The following is a 17,834-nucleotide window of genomic DNA, read 5'->3' on the forward strand; positions in this document are numbered from 1 at the left end:
AATTCATTCTTTGGGGTTAAGCGCCTGATATGCATCAATAAACTGCTGGTAGGCACGACGAAGCCGGCTGGCGGCAGCCTCAAATCCAATTCCCAGCAATTGGGCAACTTCGGCAATCGAGTGGCCCTCAACTGCCTGCAATACAAACGCCACTCGATATTCCGGTTTCAACCGATCAAGAGCGGCTTCGGTCATCATTGAAGCAATCACGCTGGCTTCCTGTTTGGGAAAAGTCACCAGCGTGTGAAGGGTTTCCTCTTCGGAATCTTCGGCCCGACGGGCACGTTGATCCAGTAAATCCCGACAATGGTTGACCGTGATGCGGTACAGCCAGCCACGAAACGTCACTTTCGGTTCAAAGCTGTTGAGCCCGCGATAGACTTTAATAAATATTTCCTGCAGTGCATCTTCAGCCTCCGCCCGCGAGCGGAGCAGAGATAGACACAGGTGAGAAACATATTGTTGATGACGCCGGAAAAGCTGCTCAAAAGCCTGAGCGTCCTGGTCATACTTGAACCGCCGAACCAGTTCAAAGTCTTCCAGTTCTCCGGTTTGAACCGGTTGGGTTGTCGGCACGCTGCGAAGTCCGCGTCGGTCAGTCATGGGCGCATGTCCGTGTAAAATGAAATGTTTAGGATACTGAGCAGGATAGCCAGGACATCAAAAAAAGACGGGCTGAGAATGGTGGTCTGGGTACGACGAGTTCCTTCAACAGTGCCACAGGTTGACGGCTTTTTGCCTGCAATTTTTTTAGTGGTGCGACAAAAAACAGCCACTCAGCCCAAGTTCTCTTCTCTGGCTCAATCAACGGTCCAGCCTGGAAAAATTGGTCAGCAGATTGATAAGGTGACAGGGAGACAGGGAGACAGGAGACAGGGAGACAGGAGACAGGGAGACAGGGAGAACAGGGTGACAGGGAGAACAGGGTGACAGGGAGACAGGAGACAGGAGACAGGGTGACAGGGTGACAAGGTGACAGGGTGACAGGGTGACAGTTAGCGAAATAGCGAAATAGTGAAAAGAAAGAATTTCGGGGTTGACAGACCCGGACTGGAAATCAAGGCTAAAGCACTTCGCTACTTCGCTACTTCGCTACTTCCTTCATGTGGTTGCGGAAGACAAGGCTGTTAGAAAGCAGAAAATTGATCAATGAACAGGCGACAATTGAGATTAAATTAACCAGTTGGACGGGGAAGCCGAGTCTTTCGTGCAATACTTCCATAAACACAACTGCCCCCAGGATAGACACCAGTCCGTTGGTCAAGTTGAAGTTTATCAAGCGGATTGAGCGATCACTCCAGGTCAGGCTTGGTCGGTCGCTCCAGGTCCATTTCTCATGCCAGAAAAAATTGTGAATGACCGCCAGTTCAACCGCGATGAGCATGGCGATTGAGGATCGAAGGTCAGAGCGGTCGTCCAAAATGTGAAGTACAATCGTTTGGAGTCCCATTCCCACCGCCCCAACCAGGTTGAACTTCAACCAGTGCCAGCCAAGTGATTTCAGGGATTCACGAGGCGCTATGTCGGTTTTGACCATCACACACGCTCCAAATTGTAGAGAGTCACGATGTTTTTGAGGACGGCAATCAGGAACGTGATGCCCATGCCGACAATGCTGCAGACTCCGCCAACATCATAGAGCAGGTATTTGTGACCCAAAATGGTTGAGAACGGGTGGGTGATCAAAAAGAAATTTCCAATCGCAAGTACAATCCGCAACTCGGTTGGGCCAAACAACCCATAGGAAACATTGAACTTGCTCAGGGTATAAGCTGACAGATTCGAGTTAATCATCAGCATGTAGTACACCGTAAGCAACCCAAAAGCGACCCGTTCGCTCATATACCCCGAAACTGCCATTCCGCCAATTAAGAAGAAAAAACCAATCGTGTCGATGATGTGATCAACATAAAACCCATATCGTGGGCGCTGTTTTTGCCGATGTCGAGCCAGTGAACCGTCCAAGCTGTCGCCAAACCAGTTGAGCAACAGACACACGTTCACCAGGGAAAGATAGAGCACCGGGTTTGATTTACTGATCGAGTACAAGGCTCCGGCACCGACCAGGGCCAAAAACCCGAGCAAAGACAGGTGATCGGAATTGACCCAGCCCGGCAATTTTTGAACAAAAAACTGGATTGCCCGGCGTTCAAGCGGAGCGGTTAACCCCGCAAGCTGACGTTTCGCATCTTTGAAGTCTGATTTTTCCATGATTTTTCTGGGGTGAAACTGGAGTTGATTCCAAATGAAGACGGATCAATGATGAACGATGAACGATCTAACCACCTGTTGTTCAGGCAGATGGCATCTTCATACCTCAATCATTCTCTTCATTACTGGTGTTGAAAGCCCAGGTCTGATGTCATCAACCATATCACGGTTGTCCTTTTCAACAATTCCACATTGCTTTGACCAAAAGGCGATTTCAACCATGATGAAACTCTTCTCACTAAGCTTGTTTGTGGTCCTGCTGTTTACAACGACAGGTATCGCACAACATACAGGAACTGAAACGCAGTCAGGTAATTCTACATCTGAGGCTGCGGCTTCACCCAGTGGATCAACGCTGGTTGAGTTTGACCGACTGCGGTTAGAGGGATTTGCCGCTGTCTACAACCTTGACTACACCACGGCGAAAAAAGATTTCCGCCAGATGATCGAACTGGATCCAGAAAAACCCGCCGGCTATTTGTATGTGGCGAATGCTCTCTGGCTGGAACAATTGAACAAAAGCCGCCGCCTGCAAATCGGTGTTTATAATGACGATTCGTTCTATTCAGAAACCAGGGAAACCATAGACCCCAAATTTGACAAGGAATTTCGCGATTTGCTGGCCACAGCCATTGCCAAAGCCGAGGCCCGATTGAAAACCACGCCCAAAGATCCCCAAACGTTGTATTTTCTTGGCGCCACCCACGGTGTGCTGGCAGCCTATGAAGCCACCGTTGCCCGGTCATTTATTTCAGCTCTCAAAAACGGAGATAAATCCGTGGACCTGCACCGCAAAGTGCTTGAACTTGATCCCACGTTTATGGATGCCAACCTGACCATTGGTATGTACAACTATGTCGTTGGGTCACTCCCGTTGCCGGTCAAAGTGCTGGCTGCGATGGGAGGCTTTCGCGGCTCAAAGAAAAAAGGGCTGGCATTGCTTGAACAGGTCACTGAGCAGGGAACTTATGTCCCGGATGATGCCCGTGTCATTTTAACCGCGCTCTATAAACGGGAAAAACGCTATTCGGATGCGCTTCGGCAACTGGAAGTCCTTGGAAAGAAATATCCAACCAACTACCTGGTGAAAATGGAAACCGCCGATTCGTTGATTCGGCTTGGAAAATATGATGAAAGCGTGAAGTTGTTTACCGAATTATTGGCCGACCCCCGAACGGCAGCTTCCCGTGATTTAATCGAGTATCAGTTTGCCGAAGCCCTGGCTGCCCAGGAGCGTGATACCGATGCGGCTCAACATTATGCCGCCGTGATTGCCTTCAAAAATGCCAATGCGGACCTGGTGACGCTGTCTCATCTTAAACTTGGTCAAATCAATGACATCTTGATGAAGCGTCCAGAAGCAGTAGTTCATTACAATAAAGTGTTATCGCGTAAAAACGTTTTTGATTCACAAGATCGAGCCAAGGAATGGTTGAAAAAACCGTTTGCTCGCACCAGAAATGATGCCAAACCAGACGCACCAGCCGAACCCTAGCCAGGTGAAGAATGAAGAAAGTGGTTAGTGGTTAGTGATTAGTGGTTAGTGATTAGTGGTTAGTGGTTAGTGGTTAGAAATCAATACTTTCGAAGAACCACTAACCACTAACCACTTTCTTCATTCTGTCCTTTGGCCGTCCACTGCTTTAACACCCTGGTCAATTTATCCAGTGTCACTGGTTTGGAAAGGTAATCGTCCATTCCAACGGCAAGACATTTGGTCTGGTCTTCCTGGGTGGCATTTGCGGTCAGGGCCACAATTGGGATTCTGACGGCAGGTGAGCCTTCAGACGCGATTTGCTCAAGGCGGCGAATTTCAAGTGTCGCCTCAAACCCATCCATTTCAGGCATTTGACAGTCCATCAGCACCATATGATACGTGGATTGTTTGACGGCGTTGAGCGCTTCGGCCCCATTTGCCACCACATCTACCTGACATCCCAAATTTTCTAATAATTTTCGCGCCACTCGCTGGTTGGTTACATTGTCTTCGGCTACTAAAACCTGCAAAGGGGAAAGGGATTTAACTGCGGGCAGGGGGGCCATGGCCTGTAATTTGATGGTTGGAGGTTTGTGAGCCATTTTCAAGGCATTGCGCAAAATATTATAAAAGGTAGATTGATGAACCGGTTTCGTCAGGTAGTGCATTTGCTCAGCCCGAACCAACTCAAGCGCCTCCCGGTCTCCGAGTGGAATCATCATTACCAGCCGAAGGTAGTCCATAGATGGTTGAGCCCGAATGGTGCGAACCAGTTCGATGCCATCACCTTCGGCCAGCTTACGATCCAGGAGCACCACCCGAAACGGCATACCCTGACGTTCAGCCTTTTGAAGACGAATGAAGGCTTCGCCAATTGTTGGAATCAGTTCGCAATTGATGCCATAGGTCTGGCAGTAGCCGCGCAGCACTTCACCACAAACGGCATTATCTTCAACAATCAAAAGGTGTAAACCGGAGAGTTGGGAAGTTGTCACCAGTTCTGGATTGGGTGCTGTAATGTCAAATCGCGCCGTAAACCAGAAAGTACTTCCTTCCTTGAGTTGACTGGTGACCCCAATTTTCCCGCCCAGAAGTTCAACCAGTTGTTTGGAAATTGCCAGGCCAAGTCCGGTGCCTCCAAACTTGCGGGTGGTTGAACCATCTGCCTGAGTAAATGAGGTGAATAAGCGACTGAGCGTTTCAGGTGGAATTCCAATTCCTGTATCAACCACTTCGAACTGAATCACAGCTTGACGCGCATCAGCCGGGGTTGCTGGCTGAACACGAACGAGAATCTGCCCCTGAGTTGTAAATTTAATGGCATTGTTGATCAAATTAACCAGAATTTGACGCAGTCGCAATGAATCACCGAAAAGCTGGGTGGGGACATCGGGATCAATTTGGACGATCAGTTCCAGGTTTTTCCGATGGGCAAATTCAGCCAGCAGATTGGTGACTGACTCAATTGTGTGTCGAAGGTCAAATTCAATTTTTTCAAGTTCCACCTTTCCGGCTTCAATTTTCGAAAAATCCAGAATGTCATTAATAATTGCCAGCAATGCGCGACTGGAGCCGTTGATCGTTTCAGCACATTCGCGTTGTTCTGGGGTGAGTTGTGATTCCAGTAACAACTCAGCCATCCCAATAATGCCATTCATCGGAGTTCTGATTTCGTGGCTCATGTTGGCCAGAAACTCGCTTTTGGCAAGATTTGCCTGCTCGGCCTGGACTGTTGCGATCTCAAGTTCAGTTTTGCGGAATTCATTTTTGATTCTCAGTAATTCCAGTCGCTGATAAGTCCGCAAACGGGCTGCCTGTACGACAAATCCGATAATCACAGCGCTGCAAAGTGTGAATGCAAAATGTCCCCAATCAGGGCCAGGTGGCGCCTGGCTTGCAACAAAAAACCATCCAATGAGGGAAAGACCTGCCAGAATCCAGTAATCCCGGATTGAAAGCAACAGGCATCCACTTCCAATAAGAGTTAGCAGGAGATTGGTGGTGTGTTTGGCTTCGGGAACAAACCACAAATGCAGAAGACTGTTGATAACTGGAAGCAGGAAGATTCCAACCCCAACAGGCTGACTCCAGGCAACTGGAATAGTGTTGCGTCGGTGAGCTCCAAGGACAACCGTGAGAAGGATTCCAGATATGAGAGCAACTGTAGAGAGGTACCTCGACGAAGGCGGAGGGACAAACCACCAGTGCAGCACTGCTACGAAATAGTAAAAGGCGCATAACCCGATGGAAACATACGGAATCCACTCCCAAACAACTGCATCAAGGGCATTTTTCAAATGATGGTTGCTCCCCGGAGGTGATTCGATCTTGATGGTTTGACTCTGGTCAGAATAAAAAAATGAGAAAACCATGAACCAGCCTGTTGGCAGAAATAAATTGAGAGATAGAATGCCTGATAGTTTACTCCAATTGCCAGCTTTTGTGCCTCAAACCTTGCTTGCCGATGATCATTGATTTTTCGATCATCATGACTTCCCAGAACATCATCATCAGTTTTCTCACGAAAAGGAGACTCATTTCATGAGCCATTCTACTCCGAACACCATCCGTGAATGGACAGTTGATCTGATTCGAGAACATTGTGCGGGAGCTGCCCGCCTTGAGTTATGGACCATCCCGCTGTATTTGTCGGTGGCATATTCAATTCAAGTGATGCCAGATCCGACCACTGGTCGCCCTGAATTAAAGGCGGTGAATTACCCGATATTGCCTGGAGGGTTGCCGGATTTTGAGTGGTTTCAAGGCAAACCTGAGCAGACCGCCCAGTTTGCCTTTAACAGCATTATGTCCATTGCCTTCCAGGAAATGCTCCATATCGAACTCGCGGCCAATTTGTGCAATGCCATTGGCGCCAGGGTTGATTTCATTGGGGAAGATGGGAGGTTTTTTCCAAAGTATGATCCTGATTCGGTTCCCTATATTGCGGTTCCGTCGGAATTGAGAGACCAGGTTCGGCTGGCTCCACTTAGCCTGGATTCAATCGGGTTGCTGACCTGGATTGAGCACTACCTGCCACGGGTTCCGTCGCCTCCATTGAGCACCCAGCCCCGAGATCAGTACCGGTCAATCGGCGAGTTCTACCATGCCCTCCAACACGGGGTGGACGTCATGTGGGAAGACCTGTACCCACAACAAGGAAGTCCAACGGTGACGGATCTCAAGCAAAAAGACGACTTTCAAACCGTCCTCCATCGCCGGCGACGGGACTGGATTCTGGAGGATTATCAGTTCAGCGTCACCATTTCTGGGAATTCACATCAGGCCAGAAAACGTGCTGATTCGTTGATTCAGGCAATTATTTGTCAGGGGGAAGGAGCGACGGAAGGAAACCACTTGCAGGTCAACCCGGCCTATCAGCTCAAGCACGGCGATGCGACTGAAATCGCGCTTGATCGGTGGACGCATTGGGAGCGATTTTCACAAATTGAGGAGATTTTGAAAGTTGCTCGGATCGAGACGTTTCCTGTTCGCCCTGAATCTGAGGCCGGGCCCGAGCTTGAGTCATTACAACAACAGCTTAATCAGACCTTAACTTCGTTTTTAGAGACACTGACAGCGAACTTCAGCACGGCTGAATCACTCAATTTAGATCCGATGGGAAGCCTGGGAAGTTTGATATACCAGGTTTGGAAGGCTGGTGGCGTCCCTGAACTGAAATATTGCCCAGGTTCAAAGTAAGGCAAAACCAAAAAGAGCCACTCGTGCCCTTGCGGCACAGAGTGGCTCCTCACGAACATACTTTGAATTCCGCTAGCCTTGAATTAATTTGACGGCTGGTGCGGGGGGTGGGGACGGGATCAGAAGGGAAATTTCATTCACGATCCGTTTGGTGGCATCTGGAATGCCAAGCGCGGCAGCGGCTTGCTTCATCGCCAAATATTCGTCGGTGTCGTGTAATAATCGCCGGACAATTGGAACGATATCATCCAGTCGTCGGAGCATCACGCCGGCATTGTATTCTTCAAGCAAATTGCCGGTTCCGGCTTCTTGCGGCATTGGCGGTGTCAGGCCATCGGCAATAATTGGTAATTGTGAGGCGAGGGCTTCAAACGTGGTCAGGCCACCCAGTTTGGAAATCATCAGGCTCGACGCGCTCATCAAATGATCCATCCTGTCGGTATACCCAATCACGGAGATTGGGAAGCTGGCATGGCGAGCCATGGCTTTGGCTTCTTTTTCGAGCTTTTCGTTGCGCCCGGCCAGGAAAATCATTTGCAGGTCAAGGTCAGCTTCAATCAGGGTGCTGTAAATTTGGGGAATGTTTCCGCCGCCAACCCAGCCAGCGTTGACAAAGACCGTGAATTTTTCAGGATTGAGACCAAGTTCCAGTCGGGCAATCGCCGGATCGCGCTCGCTGACATCCTGGAATTTTGGATGAATCGGCATTCCGCAAATTCGAATTTTATCTTCCGGAATTCCAAAGGAAATCAGTTCCTGTTTGGCCCATTCGTGGGCGACGATATAGAGATTGACGTGGTCACCGCGCCAGCCACTCCAGGAGTTGCCACAGGGGTCCGTGACGACTGTCACCAGCGGGATTTTGTCCGCAAGCTTGAGTTCTTCGAGCATCCGGCTCAGGCAGTATTGAACCATCGGATGCACCGACACAATGACATTGGGGCAATGTCGGTCAACCAGGCCGGAAAGATATTTTTTTCCGTGTTTGTAAACAAAAGGCCAGCGGTCTGGGTGGAACCGATTGACAAACCAGTGATAATGCTTGACGTATTTTTGCTGTGAACGCAGCAGTACGTTGTATAGCCCGGCCATGCGGCGTGTCAGCGAGTGGCTTTCTTCAAGCGCGTGGGCAATATGCACGAGGAATGAAACACCGTCTACGACGTGCCCAAGCCCGGCTTCCAAAGCTCGCGCAGCGCTGGTGTGACCTCCACCGGTGTCAGAGGTCAATATGAGGATCTTTCGTTCCACGGATGCTCCTTTGGGGATGGTTGGAAGGTAAAATTCGAGCCCCCACTATACTGATAAATCCAGGAAACTCAAGGCTTTTCCGTTGAAAACCGGCTAGCAAACTGGATTTCTGAATGCCTGGCCAAAGCACTGGGTTCCGGGTTCTTTCAAGGGATGAGGGATGAAGGATGAGGGATGAAAAAAATCCCTTGTCATCTTGTCATTGGTCACCTTGTCATCTTGTCACCTTGTCACCCTGTCATCTTGCCCGGGTTCCAGGTTTTCGAAGGGTTTGTCCTTTATGTCCTTTATGTCTTTTATGTCTTTATAAACCCGGAACCCGGAACCCGGAACCCTAAAGCCTACCCAACCCAGGCGATGGTTTCGATTTCCACCAGGACGTCTTTTGGCAATCTGGCAACTTCGACGGTAGAACGGGCTGGCGGGTTTTCCGAGAAAAACCGGCCATAGACTTCATTCATAGCCTGAAAATGGTTCATATCCTTGAGAAAAACCGTGGTTTTGACGACATTTCTCAGGCTGCCACCGGCAGCCTCAAGCACAGCGGTGATGTTGGTCAGCACCCGTTCGGTTTGGGCGGAAATGTCACCTTCAACCACCTGGCTGGTGGTTGGATCAATGGCGATCTGACCTGAAGTAAATACAAACTGGCCGATGCGAACGGCCTGGACATAGGGCCCAATGGCTTTGGGGGCATGTTCGGTATGAATGGTTTGACGTGACATAAACTTGTTTTTCGTCTCCTGATGGTTGTGATTCCCGCCGAAGCGGTCGCCTGCCACTTTAAATTGTGCTGTGGAAGATTGGAACTGTTTTAGGGTGCCGGGTTTTCGAAGTGGGCGTGGTTCAAAGCAACAGCGCCCTTGCTCCATTTTGTTCAGGTGGCAGATTTTTTCATTGACAACTTCGGCTGGACTGTGGTTTTTTAAAGGTTCACCGCGCAAGGCCAGTTGCCTTGTGCGGTTTTTCTTTTGCCCGGCAGGTTTTGCCGGGCAATTTACTGTTTTAGTACTGTGCCGCCTGCGCCAATCTAAGTGCAGGCGGCTTTTGCTTTTTTGGAAAGGAATTTTTCTATGTCGCACCTGGCACTTTCTGCTCGCACCACTGACGAACTGATTCGAACCTTTGAAGCCGGCACGCTTGACCCTGAAACCTTCAGCCATGCCGACCATTTGCGGGTGGCGTTGTTTTATGTTGCCCGGCACCCATTTGAAGAGGCTCGTGACCGGTTCCGATCAACGCTGCTGAATTTCGTCAAAATTCATAACATTTCCGTCTACAGCGAGACGGTGACTCAGTTTTGGATGAAAAAGGTTTTTGCGTTTTGGCGCCAAAACCACGAAACAATGACCCCTCAGGCGCTCGAAGCTGAACTTGTGCGCCAGTTGGCCAATTCGCGGGTGATTCAGCAGCATTTCAGTCCAGAGTTATTGGCCACCGAACGTGCCAAAACCGAATGGGTTGAACCGGACCGCGAGCCGCTTGCATAAATTGTTCAGAATTCAAGCGTTAGCTTGCCAAATCCTTCAAATTCAGGCTAAGTTCAGAGTTCCTCAACCGGAACTCTGAACCGTCAAACTCATTCGTTTTCAGCCGCATTGTGGAGGTGAGAAAGGTATGTCTCACGCAGGTTTTCGTTTGCTCAAGGCTACGTTCATGGCTGTCGTTGTACTGGAACTCATAGGCTGTATTGGGCTCACGGCTTCGTTGACCAGTCAGGCTGCTGTTTACCCACAATCAAGCCAGGCTGAGAAATCCAGTATTCCAATCCTCATCCCTGGTCGTGAAGAATCATTTTCGTTCGAACAAATGCCCGCACAGTCGTACACGGTTGATCTCAACGCCGGCCAGTTTGCGGTGGTGCGGGTGACTCAGCGAGGAGTTGATGTGCAGATCAAAGTCACGGCGCCGGATGGCTCTCTCATTGTCAACGCCAATCGAATGAATGCCCTCAATGGCGAAGAGCCAGTTTATCTCCTGGCTGCGACCCCAGGGCGGTACCAACTGGATGTTAGCCCGGTTGAGGGAATTCCGCAGGGAAGTTCATATCTGATTCAACTGCTTGAGATTCGGCAACCAACCGAAACCGATCAGGCACGGGTGCTGGCCCAAAAATATTTTGCCGAAGCCGAAGTCCAACTCGCCAAAGGTACGGCAGAAGGGTTGATGAAAGCAATTGAAGGGTATGAAAAAGCCATTCCTTTTTATAAGCAAACTGATGATCTCTATGGTGAAGCCAATGTCTTGACCAACATCGGCGCCATGTCAATGCGGTTGCGAAAACTGGATACTGCCGTCATTTGCTTTGAAAAAGCGCTGCCGATGTGGGAAAAGCTGAATGATAACAACAGTTTAACGGTAACTATGGCTCAGCTTGGGCAAATCTTATTTTCTGAAGGCAAATTTGATAAAGCCAGACTGTATTTTGAGCGTGGACTCGAACTGAGCCGCAGTATTGATGACCAGCAAGCCGAGGGAATTTCACTGTTTTCGCTGGGTTTGATCCAGAACTCTTTAGGGGATTTTGGATCAGCCCTCGAGTACTTCCGACAAGCAGAAGTGATTTTCACAAAGCTTGGCATGCATTTTCTTCAAGCTGGAGTCAAACTCAGAATCGGAGAAACTCTCTTTCATCTGGGTGAGGCCGTGGAGGCGATTAACCCCCTTGAAGAGGCTATCCGGATGTTTAAAAGCTTGAATAATCGCTGGTATTACTCACTTACTCTCGTGATATATGGGAATGTGTTTCGAGTCTTAGGGGATTATCAGAAAGCATTGGCAGTCTTGCAGGAAGCATTGGAGATCAAAAAACAAATTGGAGACCTGAGTGGACAGGCGTTTGTACTGAATTCGCTGGGAGTTTTATATAAAACCCTTGGAAATAATCTCAAAGCAATTGACTGTTACCAGTCGGCACTTGCCATCCGCGAGACCCAAAAGGATTTACCTGGGCAGGCATCAACGCTCCACAACCTGGGCGACGCTTACGGAGCAAATGGGGAGTTTGAACTGGCCCTCACTATTTTACAAAAATCGTTAACTCTCTCAAAAGCACTTGGGAATTCTCGACTGCAAATTCAAACCCAACAGGACATTGGGCTGGCATATCGTGCATTGAAAAGAATTCCTGAAGCCGAACAAATCTTTCAGGAAACACTGAGTCAGGCAATAAACCTCAAGCAACAAGACCAGTTAGGAAATCTGTACTTTCAACTTGGTCAGTTTGCCTCAGAACGGAAAGACTGGGTCAAGGCCCAGGATTTGTATCAACAGTCAATCAAATTCACTGAAAAACTCCTTTCCCCACTTGAACATGCCCAGTCATTGAAAGGTCTGGCTGAGACCGAAGTGAACCTGGGAAACTACCGGAAAGCGCGTGAACTTGGGTTGGAATCGGTCCTTTTGTTTGATCGGCTGCGTTCAAATCTGGTGCAATCTGATCTTCGGCTCTCGTTTCAATCAAGTCAAGCCAGGAATTACAAAGAACTGGTCATGTTGTTTTTGCTCCTGCATCAAAAAGATCCCAACCAGGGACACGACCGCATTGCTTTTGAAATCAGCGAGCGAGCCAGGGCCCGGGTACTGTTGGAATTGCTGACTGAAAGCAAAGTGGACATTCGCGAAGGATGTGACCCGACGCTTTTGGCTGAAGAAAAGAAACTCCGGCAAACCCTGACAGCGAAATATGCCGCCTGGACGGAATTGCTTGGAAAGGTACATAAGGTGGACCAGGAGGTAAAACTCAAACGCGATATCCAAAGTACCGAATCCGCCCTTCAGCAACTGGACGCCAAAATCCGGGAAACCAGCCCCAAATATGCGGCTTTAACTCAGATTCAGCCGCTCACCACCGACCAGATCCAGCAGGTGATTTCCGCCGATACCCAACTGGTTGAGTATAGTTTTCGAGAAGTAAACAGCTATGCCTGGGTTGTCACTCCAAACAACCTGGCCTATGTGGTCCTGCCTGGAAAAGAGAAACTCGACCCGGTCATTGAAAAAGTGTCAGACGCCCTTACTCAACTCCAACCCCAACCACAACTTGACGTTGCCGAACGAAAACGCGTCAGAGCCGAAGCTGAAACCCGGTACTGGAAAGCTGCCACTGAATTGAGTGAGTTGATTCTGGAACCGCTCCGCCCGCATTTAAAAGGTCCACGGCTGCTGCTGGTGGCCGATGGCAAACTCCAGTATATCCCCTTTGCCGCCTTGCCATTTTCGAAAGAAAATCCTGAGCGAGAAACCAAACCAGTCGCTGAATTGCTCTCAAAAGAGAAGAAAAACCCTGAACCCCGAACCCTGAACCCTGAACCCCAGGCAGTTCTTCTCGACTCGTTCGAACTCATTACCTTGCCTTCAGCTTCAATCTTAACGGCGCTTTCCAAACCGGACACCACCAACCGGCCCCAAAGGCTGGCAATTTTCGCCGACCCGGTCTTTCGATCCGAGGAAGTTCCGGTTACAAACCAATCGGCGCCGCTTGAGCACGCAACTCCCAACCGAAATTTGACCAAAGCTGAGTTACTCGGCAAGCCAACGACTGAACAACCACGGGAACCGGCGATAGTTCAACAATTAAACATACAACGACTTCCGTTTACCCGAATTGAAGCCGAGGAAATCTCGAAATTGTTTCCGGCTGAGCAGGTTCTCAAAGCCATTGCCTTTGATGCCAGCCTGGATAAAGTTCGCACCACGGATTTGACCCGGTACTCGATGTTGCACTTTGCCACCCACGGCCTGCTCGACACTGACAATCCAGAGCTTTCAGCCGTTGTCTTATCTTTGGTGGACCGTGACCGGAATTCAATTGATGGGTTTTTACGGCTTGGCGATATTTACAACCTCAAGCTTAATGCTGATTTAGTGGTGCTCAGTGCCTGCCAGACAGGTATTGGTCAGGAACAAGGTGGCGAAGGGCTGATTGGGCTTACGCGAGGCTTTTTGTATGCCGGTGCCCGCCGGGTCGTGGCCAGTTTGTGGATGGTTGATGATCAGGCCACGTCGGAACTAATGAAGCGCTTTTACCAGAATATGCTTGGACCTGAAAAGATGAAGCCTGGACAGGCATTGCGTGCCGCCCAGCTTTCCATTCGAAAAGAACGGGCCTGGAAATCTCCGTTTTACTGGGCAGCTTTTCAGGTGCAGGGACAATATTAGAAGAATGAAGAAAGTGGCTAGTGGCTAGTGGTTAGTGGTTAGAAATCAATACTTTCGAAGAAAAGTGGTTAGTGGCTAGTGGTTAGAAATCAATACTTTCGAAGAAACGTTGGAAGCCAAGAACTAACCACTAACCACTAACCACTAACCACTAACCACTAACCACTAACCACTAACTACCACTAACCACTCAATGGTTTCTTCATTCTTCATTCCTAAATTGCTTGCAAACAAAACACACTAAACAGGTTGTTGTCATCGGTCCAGACCCGGAGGGGTTCAAAGCCGACTTCCTGGGCGAGGGCTTCAAATTCCGGAATGCTGTATTTGAAGGAATCTTCCGAGTGGATTGATTCACCGGCTTCAAAGTGAAAGGTGTGGTCGCCCAGATGAACTGTCTGGGGTTTCTGGCTGACCAGGTGCATTTCGATACAACCGCGAGTTGGATTGTAGAAGGCATGATGAGAAAAGGCGCTCACGTCAAAATCAGTCTTCAGTTCGCGGTTGAGCCGGTTCAGCATATTCAGGTTGAACTCAGCCGTGACACCTTGGGCGTCGTTGTAAGCGGCATTCAAAATCGCTTCATCTTTTTTGACATCCACGCCAATGACCAGCCTGCCGCCGGGTGAGAGCATCTGGGCGGCGTTGGCCAGAAAGGTGCGGGCTTCGGCGGGTGGGAAATTGCCAATCGTCGAACCGGGGAAAAATACCGCTTTGTGTCGAATCTGTCGCCGGGTTTGAGGCAAGTCCAATCGGCGGGTGTAATCGGCACAAACCGCTACAATTTCAAGATTTGGATAACAGACGGCCAGTTGTGACGCGGCTTGTTTGAGATGTTCCTTTGAAATATCAATTGGCATGTACACGGCTGACGATTGATTGAGCTGGTCAAGCAGGAGGCGGATTTTCCGGCTGTTGCCGCTGCCGTATTCAATCAACAGGCAATGGTCGCCAAGCAGCGATGCCATGTCCGCGGCGTGTCGGCGCAAAATCCCAAGTTCGGTGCGGGTCAGGTAATATTCATCAAGCTGGCAAATTTCCTCAAAGAGTTCCGACCCTCGCTGGTCATAAAACAATTTGGCGGGCAGTTGTTTGGGCAGGTGAGACAACCCAGTGACGACTTCGGTGAACAGGTTGTCAAGTTGTGGCTGGTAATCAAAAAAAGCGAACGATTCACGCGGCATCATGAGTTTGCGTCCTCGGCAAGCCGCAACCCGGTAAACTGCCAGCGGGCTTCGGCGGGGAAAAAATTCCGATAGGTGGGCCTGATGTGCGAGGTCGAAGTCACGCACGAACCACCTCTCAGAACCAGTTGATTACACATAAATTTCCCGTTGTATTCGCCAAGCGCGCCAGCCGCCGGTTTATACCCCGGATATGCCGTGTAGGGACTCTGAGTCCATTCCCACACATCACCAAAGAGTTGCTGTGGCTTTCCAGGTAAGCCTGGGGGCGTTGAAGCCAGTGCCGTTGGGTGAAGCTTGCCTGACTCAAGTAAATTTCCAGAAACGGTGATACCTTCGGCGGCATGTTCCCACTCAGCTTCGGTCGGCAAGCGCTTTCCGGCCCAGCGGGCAAAGGCATCCGCTTCATAAAAACTTACGTGGCACAGTGGTTCAGCCGGGTCAACCCGACGCATGCCGGCCAGGGTCATCATCCACCAGTCGCCTTCAATCTGCTCCCAGTACAGCGGTGAATCCCAACCTTGCTCAAGAATCACACGCCAGCCATCTGAAAGCCACAACGTAGGCGTGCAATACCCACCATCAGCGATAAATTCCAAAAACTCGCCATTGGTCACCAGCCGTGACGCCAGTTTGAAATCCTCAACAAACACCGAATGGCGAGGGGTTTCGTTATCAAACACAAAGTCGTGCCCGGAATATCCAATTGGTTTGACGCCGCCTGAAAACCCAATCCATTTGAGCGGAGGCATTTCGGTGGTTGTTGCTTCAGCGGGTTCAGGAAAACTGGCTTTGTACGCTGGGCGGAGCGGGTTAATGGCCAGGATGTGTTTGATGTCGGTCAGAAGCAGTTCCTGATGTTGTTGTTCGTGGTGTAACCCGAGGGTCAGAAGCGGTTTGATGGTTTCAAACGTGGTGTCGTCGAGCGTTTCAAAAAAGCGCTGCATTTCTTCGTCAACAAAGTGCCGGTACTGCATGACTTCATCAACGGTTGGACGTGACAGCAGCCCTCGTTTGGGACGCGGATGACGTTCGCCAACCGCTTCATAATAGGAATTGAACAGAAAATTATATTTTGGGTGAAAGCAGGTGTAATCTTTGGCAAATGATTGCAGGATAAAGATTTCAAAAAACCAGCTTGTATGGGCCAGATGCCATTTGGGCGGGCTGACATCCGGCATTGACTGGATGACATAATCTTCAGTTTCAAGCGGCAGGCACAGGGTTTCGCTCAAAGTGCGAACTTTCTGGAATTCCTCAAGAAGCTGATCTTTGGGCGTGGGGGAGGCAAGTTGGGACTGACCAAAAACGTGGTTGCTCATCGGATTGGTCTCCTGGTCAAGCGGTTACTGAAAAAGGTTTCAGCCGGTTTGTTCCGATGAAGAGATCCGGTTAAACTCTGAACCAAAATCAGTAATGTGTAAGAATGTGAAATGACAGTAGTTGCTCTGGATGTTAGGGATTGTGCACTAACTCAGCGCCACAAAGAAACCGTTCCAGCGGAAATTTTTGGAGTGCGCCGACTTGTCGGCACTTTTGCACTTCGCATATGTGGGCTTATGGAATTTTTGATCTACGACTATTTTTTCTGGCTGGCGGTGTTTGCCCTGATGTGTGTGATAGTCGAACGCCTCCGCCCGACGGTGCCGCGTGGGATTGTCCGGCCCGGATTTTTGACCGACGTGGGCCACTTTCTGTTCAACGCGAAACTATTTGGAATGTTAACGGCTGCCGTGATTCCATTTCTGATCGAATCGTTTGAAAACTGGCTTGACCGGTTTGGGCTCTATGGATGGATTTATCGCGGCGTGGTGGAAGACTGGCCGTTCTGGGCTCAACTTCTGGGGGTTCTGATTGTTCTGGATTTCTGCAAGTATTTGATCCACAACCTGTTACATCGGGTCCCATGGTTATGGGAATTTCACAAAGTCCATCACAGCATTACCGAAATGGACTGGATCGGGAACTGGCGTTTTCACTGGCTGGAAGCCGTGATGTACGACACGTTGCTCTATGTGCCAGTCGTGTATCTCGGGTGTAGCGGCTACGTGCTGATCTGGTATGCCGTCATCGGAACGCTGGTTGGGCAATATGCCCACGCAAACCTTCATCTTTCGATTGGGCCGTTGAAATACCTGATCAACCATCCGGAGCTTCACATCTGGCATCACGTGCATCCTGACAGCGGCCCCCTGAATCGGAATTTTGGGATTGTTTTTTGTTGTTGGGACTGGATTTTTGGGACAGCCTATCTACCAAACCAAAAGGTTCCAGCCCGACTCGGGTTTGACGGAATCGAGACGTTTCCAAAAACCTTCTGGTTTCAACAGGTGTGGCCGTTGAGAAAGGGATAACCAAATTTCTGATTTGAGAACAAAAGAGGTTTATCTGAATGAAACAAGTCTGGTTCCTTATCCTTTTTTTGAGCCTTGCCATTTTTGGTCCATACCACCTGAATGCTGATAGATTGAATTCCCAAAAGAAGACTCTGTCTGTTCAAGATATCTTGCAAGCTCCAGCCGAATGCGAAATTGCCCTGGCGGTGTTGGATAATGCTCTTCAAAAAGCCAGAGAAGTCAAAGACACAAACATCATTGTGATTGCGCGGCTTGGAAAAAGGGAGCGCAATCAGAAGCTCAACCAATCCAGGCTGAAGTTTGTCGAAAACCGGTTTAAGTCTTTTGGATGGACCAATTCGGTTTTTGCCGAAGGGAGTCGAGTGTCAGGTTTTGGGTGTATCGAAATTTACATTGCCGGGAAGCAATTTGTGGTGCTCCGATTGAAGAAAAACACAAAACACTTTTGTCCTTCCCCGTTCTAGCAAAAGATCTTCTTCGAATAGACTGTGATGA

14 protein-coding genes are annotated in these 17,834 nt (G+C 49.5%); 6 read left to right on the forward strand and 8 right to left on the reverse strand.

What is annotated here, in order from left to right:
- Positions 1-3: 3 nt before the first annotated feature.
- The 3 genes from HY774_18715 to HY774_18725 form a co-directional block, all read right to left on the reverse strand.
- Positions 4-603, reverse strand: coding sequence for an RNA polymerase sigma factor (locus tag HY774_18715; protein MBI4750520.1), 600 nt, complete (start codon positions 601-603; stop codon positions 4-6).
- Between the two features lie 481 nt (positions 604-1,084).
- Positions 1,085-1,540, reverse strand: a complete 456-nt coding sequence (locus HY774_18720; GenBank protein ID MBI4750521.1) for a GtrA family protein — start codon at positions 1,538-1,540, stop codon at positions 1,085-1,087.
- Positions 1,537-2,211 (reverse strand): CDP-alcohol phosphatidyltransferase family protein, encoded by a 675-nt coding sequence (locus HY774_18725; protein MBI4750522.1) that lies wholly within the window; start codon positions 2,209-2,211, stop codon positions 1,537-1,539. The genes HY774_18720 and HY774_18725 overlap by 4 nt, the downstream gene beginning before the upstream one ends.
- A gap of 148 nt (positions 2,212-2,359) precedes the next feature.
- Here HY774_18725 and HY774_18730 point away from each other — a divergent pair, with 148 nt between their 5' ends.
- Positions 2,360-3,706 carry a hypothetical protein gene (locus HY774_18730; GenBank protein ID MBI4750523.1) on the forward strand — a complete coding sequence of 449 codons (1,347 nt, stop codon included), beginning with the start codon at positions 2,360-2,362 and terminating at the stop codon, positions 3,704-3,706.
- A gap of 107 nt (positions 3,707-3,813) precedes the next feature.
- Here HY774_18730 and HY774_18735 read toward each other — a convergent pair whose 3' ends face one another.
- Positions 3,814-6,060, reverse strand: coding sequence for a response regulator (locus HY774_18735; GenBank protein MBI4750524.1), 2,247 nt, complete (start codon positions 6,058-6,060; stop codon positions 3,814-3,816).
- Positions 6,061-6,229: 169 nt separating this feature from the next.
- On the opposite strand from HY774_18735, the gene HY774_18740 reads away from it, so the two are divergent.
- Positions 6,230-7,387, forward strand: coding sequence for a hypothetical protein (locus HY774_18740; GenBank protein ID MBI4750525.1), 1,158 nt, complete (start codon positions 6,230-6,232; stop codon positions 7,385-7,387).
- Positions 7,388-7,459: 72 nt separating this feature from the next.
- Here the strand turns inward: HY774_18740 and HY774_18745 are convergent, their stop codons facing one another.
- Complete coding sequence (locus tag HY774_18745) at positions 7,460-8,638, reverse strand: hypothetical protein (protein ID MBI4750526.1); 1,179 nt, start codon at positions 8,636-8,638, stop codon at positions 7,460-7,462.
- A gap of 341 nt (positions 8,639-8,979) precedes the next feature.
- On the reverse strand, positions 8,980-9,363 hold the full coding sequence (locus tag HY774_18750; protein MBI4750527.1) for a RidA family protein: 384 nt from the start codon (positions 9,361-9,363) through the stop codon (positions 8,980-8,982).
- 348 nt (positions 9,364-9,711) lie between these two features.
- Here HY774_18750 and HY774_18755 point away from each other — a divergent pair, with 348 nt between their 5' ends.
- Both HY774_18755 and HY774_18760 read left to right on the forward strand, forming a co-directional pair.
- Entirely contained in the window at positions 9,712-10,128 is a 417-nt protein-coding gene (locus tag HY774_18755) for a hypothetical protein (GenBank protein MBI4750528.1), read from the forward strand.
- A gap of 127 nt (positions 10,129-10,255) precedes the next feature.
- Complete coding sequence (locus tag HY774_18760) at positions 10,256-13,798, forward strand: CHAT domain-containing protein (protein MBI4750529.1); 3,543 nt, start codon at positions 10,256-10,258, stop codon at positions 13,796-13,798.
- Between the two features lie 215 nt (positions 13,799-14,013).
- Here HY774_18760 and egtD read toward each other — a convergent pair whose 3' ends face one another.
- Together egtD and HY774_18770 are read right to left on the reverse strand one after the other, a co-directional pair.
- Positions 14,014-14,982: an L-histidine N(alpha)-methyltransferase gene (gene egtD / locus HY774_18765; GenBank protein ID MBI4750530.1), complete on the reverse strand. Its 969-nt coding sequence runs from the start codon at positions 14,980-14,982 to the stop codon at positions 14,014-14,016.
- Positions 14,982-16,304 carry an ergothioneine biosynthesis protein EgtB gene (locus tag HY774_18770; GenBank protein ID MBI4750531.1) on the reverse strand — a complete coding sequence of 441 codons (1,323 nt, stop codon included), beginning with the start codon at positions 16,302-16,304 and terminating at the stop codon, positions 14,982-14,984. The genes egtD and HY774_18770 overlap by 1 nt, the downstream gene beginning before the upstream one ends.
- Positions 16,305-16,541: 237 nt before the next feature.
- On the opposite strand from HY774_18770, the gene HY774_18775 reads away from it, so the two are divergent.
- Both HY774_18775 and HY774_18780 read left to right on the forward strand, forming a co-directional pair.
- Positions 16,542-17,336: a sterol desaturase family protein gene (locus tag HY774_18775; GenBank protein ID MBI4750532.1), complete on the forward strand. Its 795-nt coding sequence runs from the start codon at positions 16,542-16,544 to the stop codon at positions 17,334-17,336.
- Positions 17,337-17,488: 152 nt separating this feature from the next.
- Positions 17,489-17,803: a hypothetical protein gene (locus HY774_18780; GenBank protein MBI4750533.1), complete on the forward strand. Its 315-nt coding sequence runs from the start codon at positions 17,489-17,491 to the stop codon at positions 17,801-17,803.
- Positions 17,804-17,834 lie beyond the last annotated feature (31 nt).

This window comes from Acidobacteriota bacterium, assembly GCA_016208495.1.
In the GTDB taxonomy this organism is placed as follows: Bacteria; Acidobacteriota; Blastocatellia; order Chloracidobacteriales; family Chloracidobacteriaceae; genus JACQXX01.

Excerpts from the sequence above, each read along its gene's own strand:
- HY774_18740 (MBI4750525.1), top strand. The coding sequence starts at position 6,230 with ATGAGCCATTCTACTCCGAACACCATCCGTGAATGGACAGTTGATCTG.
- HY774_18755 (MBI4750528.1), top strand. The coding sequence starts at position 9,712 with ATGTCGCACCTGGCACTTTCTGCTCGCACCACTGACGAACTGATTCGA.
- HY774_18715 (MBI4750520.1), bottom strand. The coding sequence starts at position 603 with ATGACTGACCGACGCGGACTTCGCAGCGTGCCGACAACCCAACCGGTT.
- HY774_18760 (MBI4750529.1), top strand. The coding sequence starts at position 10,256 with ATGTCTCACGCAGGTTTTCGTTTGCTCAAGGCTACGTTCATGGCTGTC.
- HY774_18730 (MBI4750523.1), top strand. The coding sequence starts at position 2,360 with ATGTCATCAACCATATCACGGTTGTCCTTTTCAACAATTCCACATTGC.
- HY774_18770 (MBI4750531.1), bottom strand. The coding sequence starts at position 16,304 with ATGAGCAACCACGTTTTTGGTCAGTCCCAACTTGCCTCCCCCACGCCC.
- HY774_18735 (MBI4750524.1), bottom strand. The coding sequence starts at position 6,060 with ATGGTTTTCTCATTTTTTTATTCTGACCAGAGTCAAACCATCAAGATC.
- HY774_18725 (MBI4750522.1), bottom strand. The coding sequence starts at position 2,211 with ATGGAAAAATCAGACTTCAAAGATGCGAAACGTCAGCTTGCGGGGTTA.
- HY774_18750 (MBI4750527.1), bottom strand. The coding sequence starts at position 9,363 with ATGTCACGTCAAACCATTCATACCGAACATGCCCCCAAAGCCATTGGG.
- egtD (MBI4750530.1), bottom strand. The coding sequence starts at position 14,982 with ATGCCGCGTGAATCGTTCGCTTTTTTTGATTACCAGCCACAACTTGAC.
- HY774_18775 (MBI4750532.1), top strand. The coding sequence starts at position 16,542 with ATGGAATTTTTGATCTACGACTATTTTTTCTGGCTGGCGGTGTTTGCC.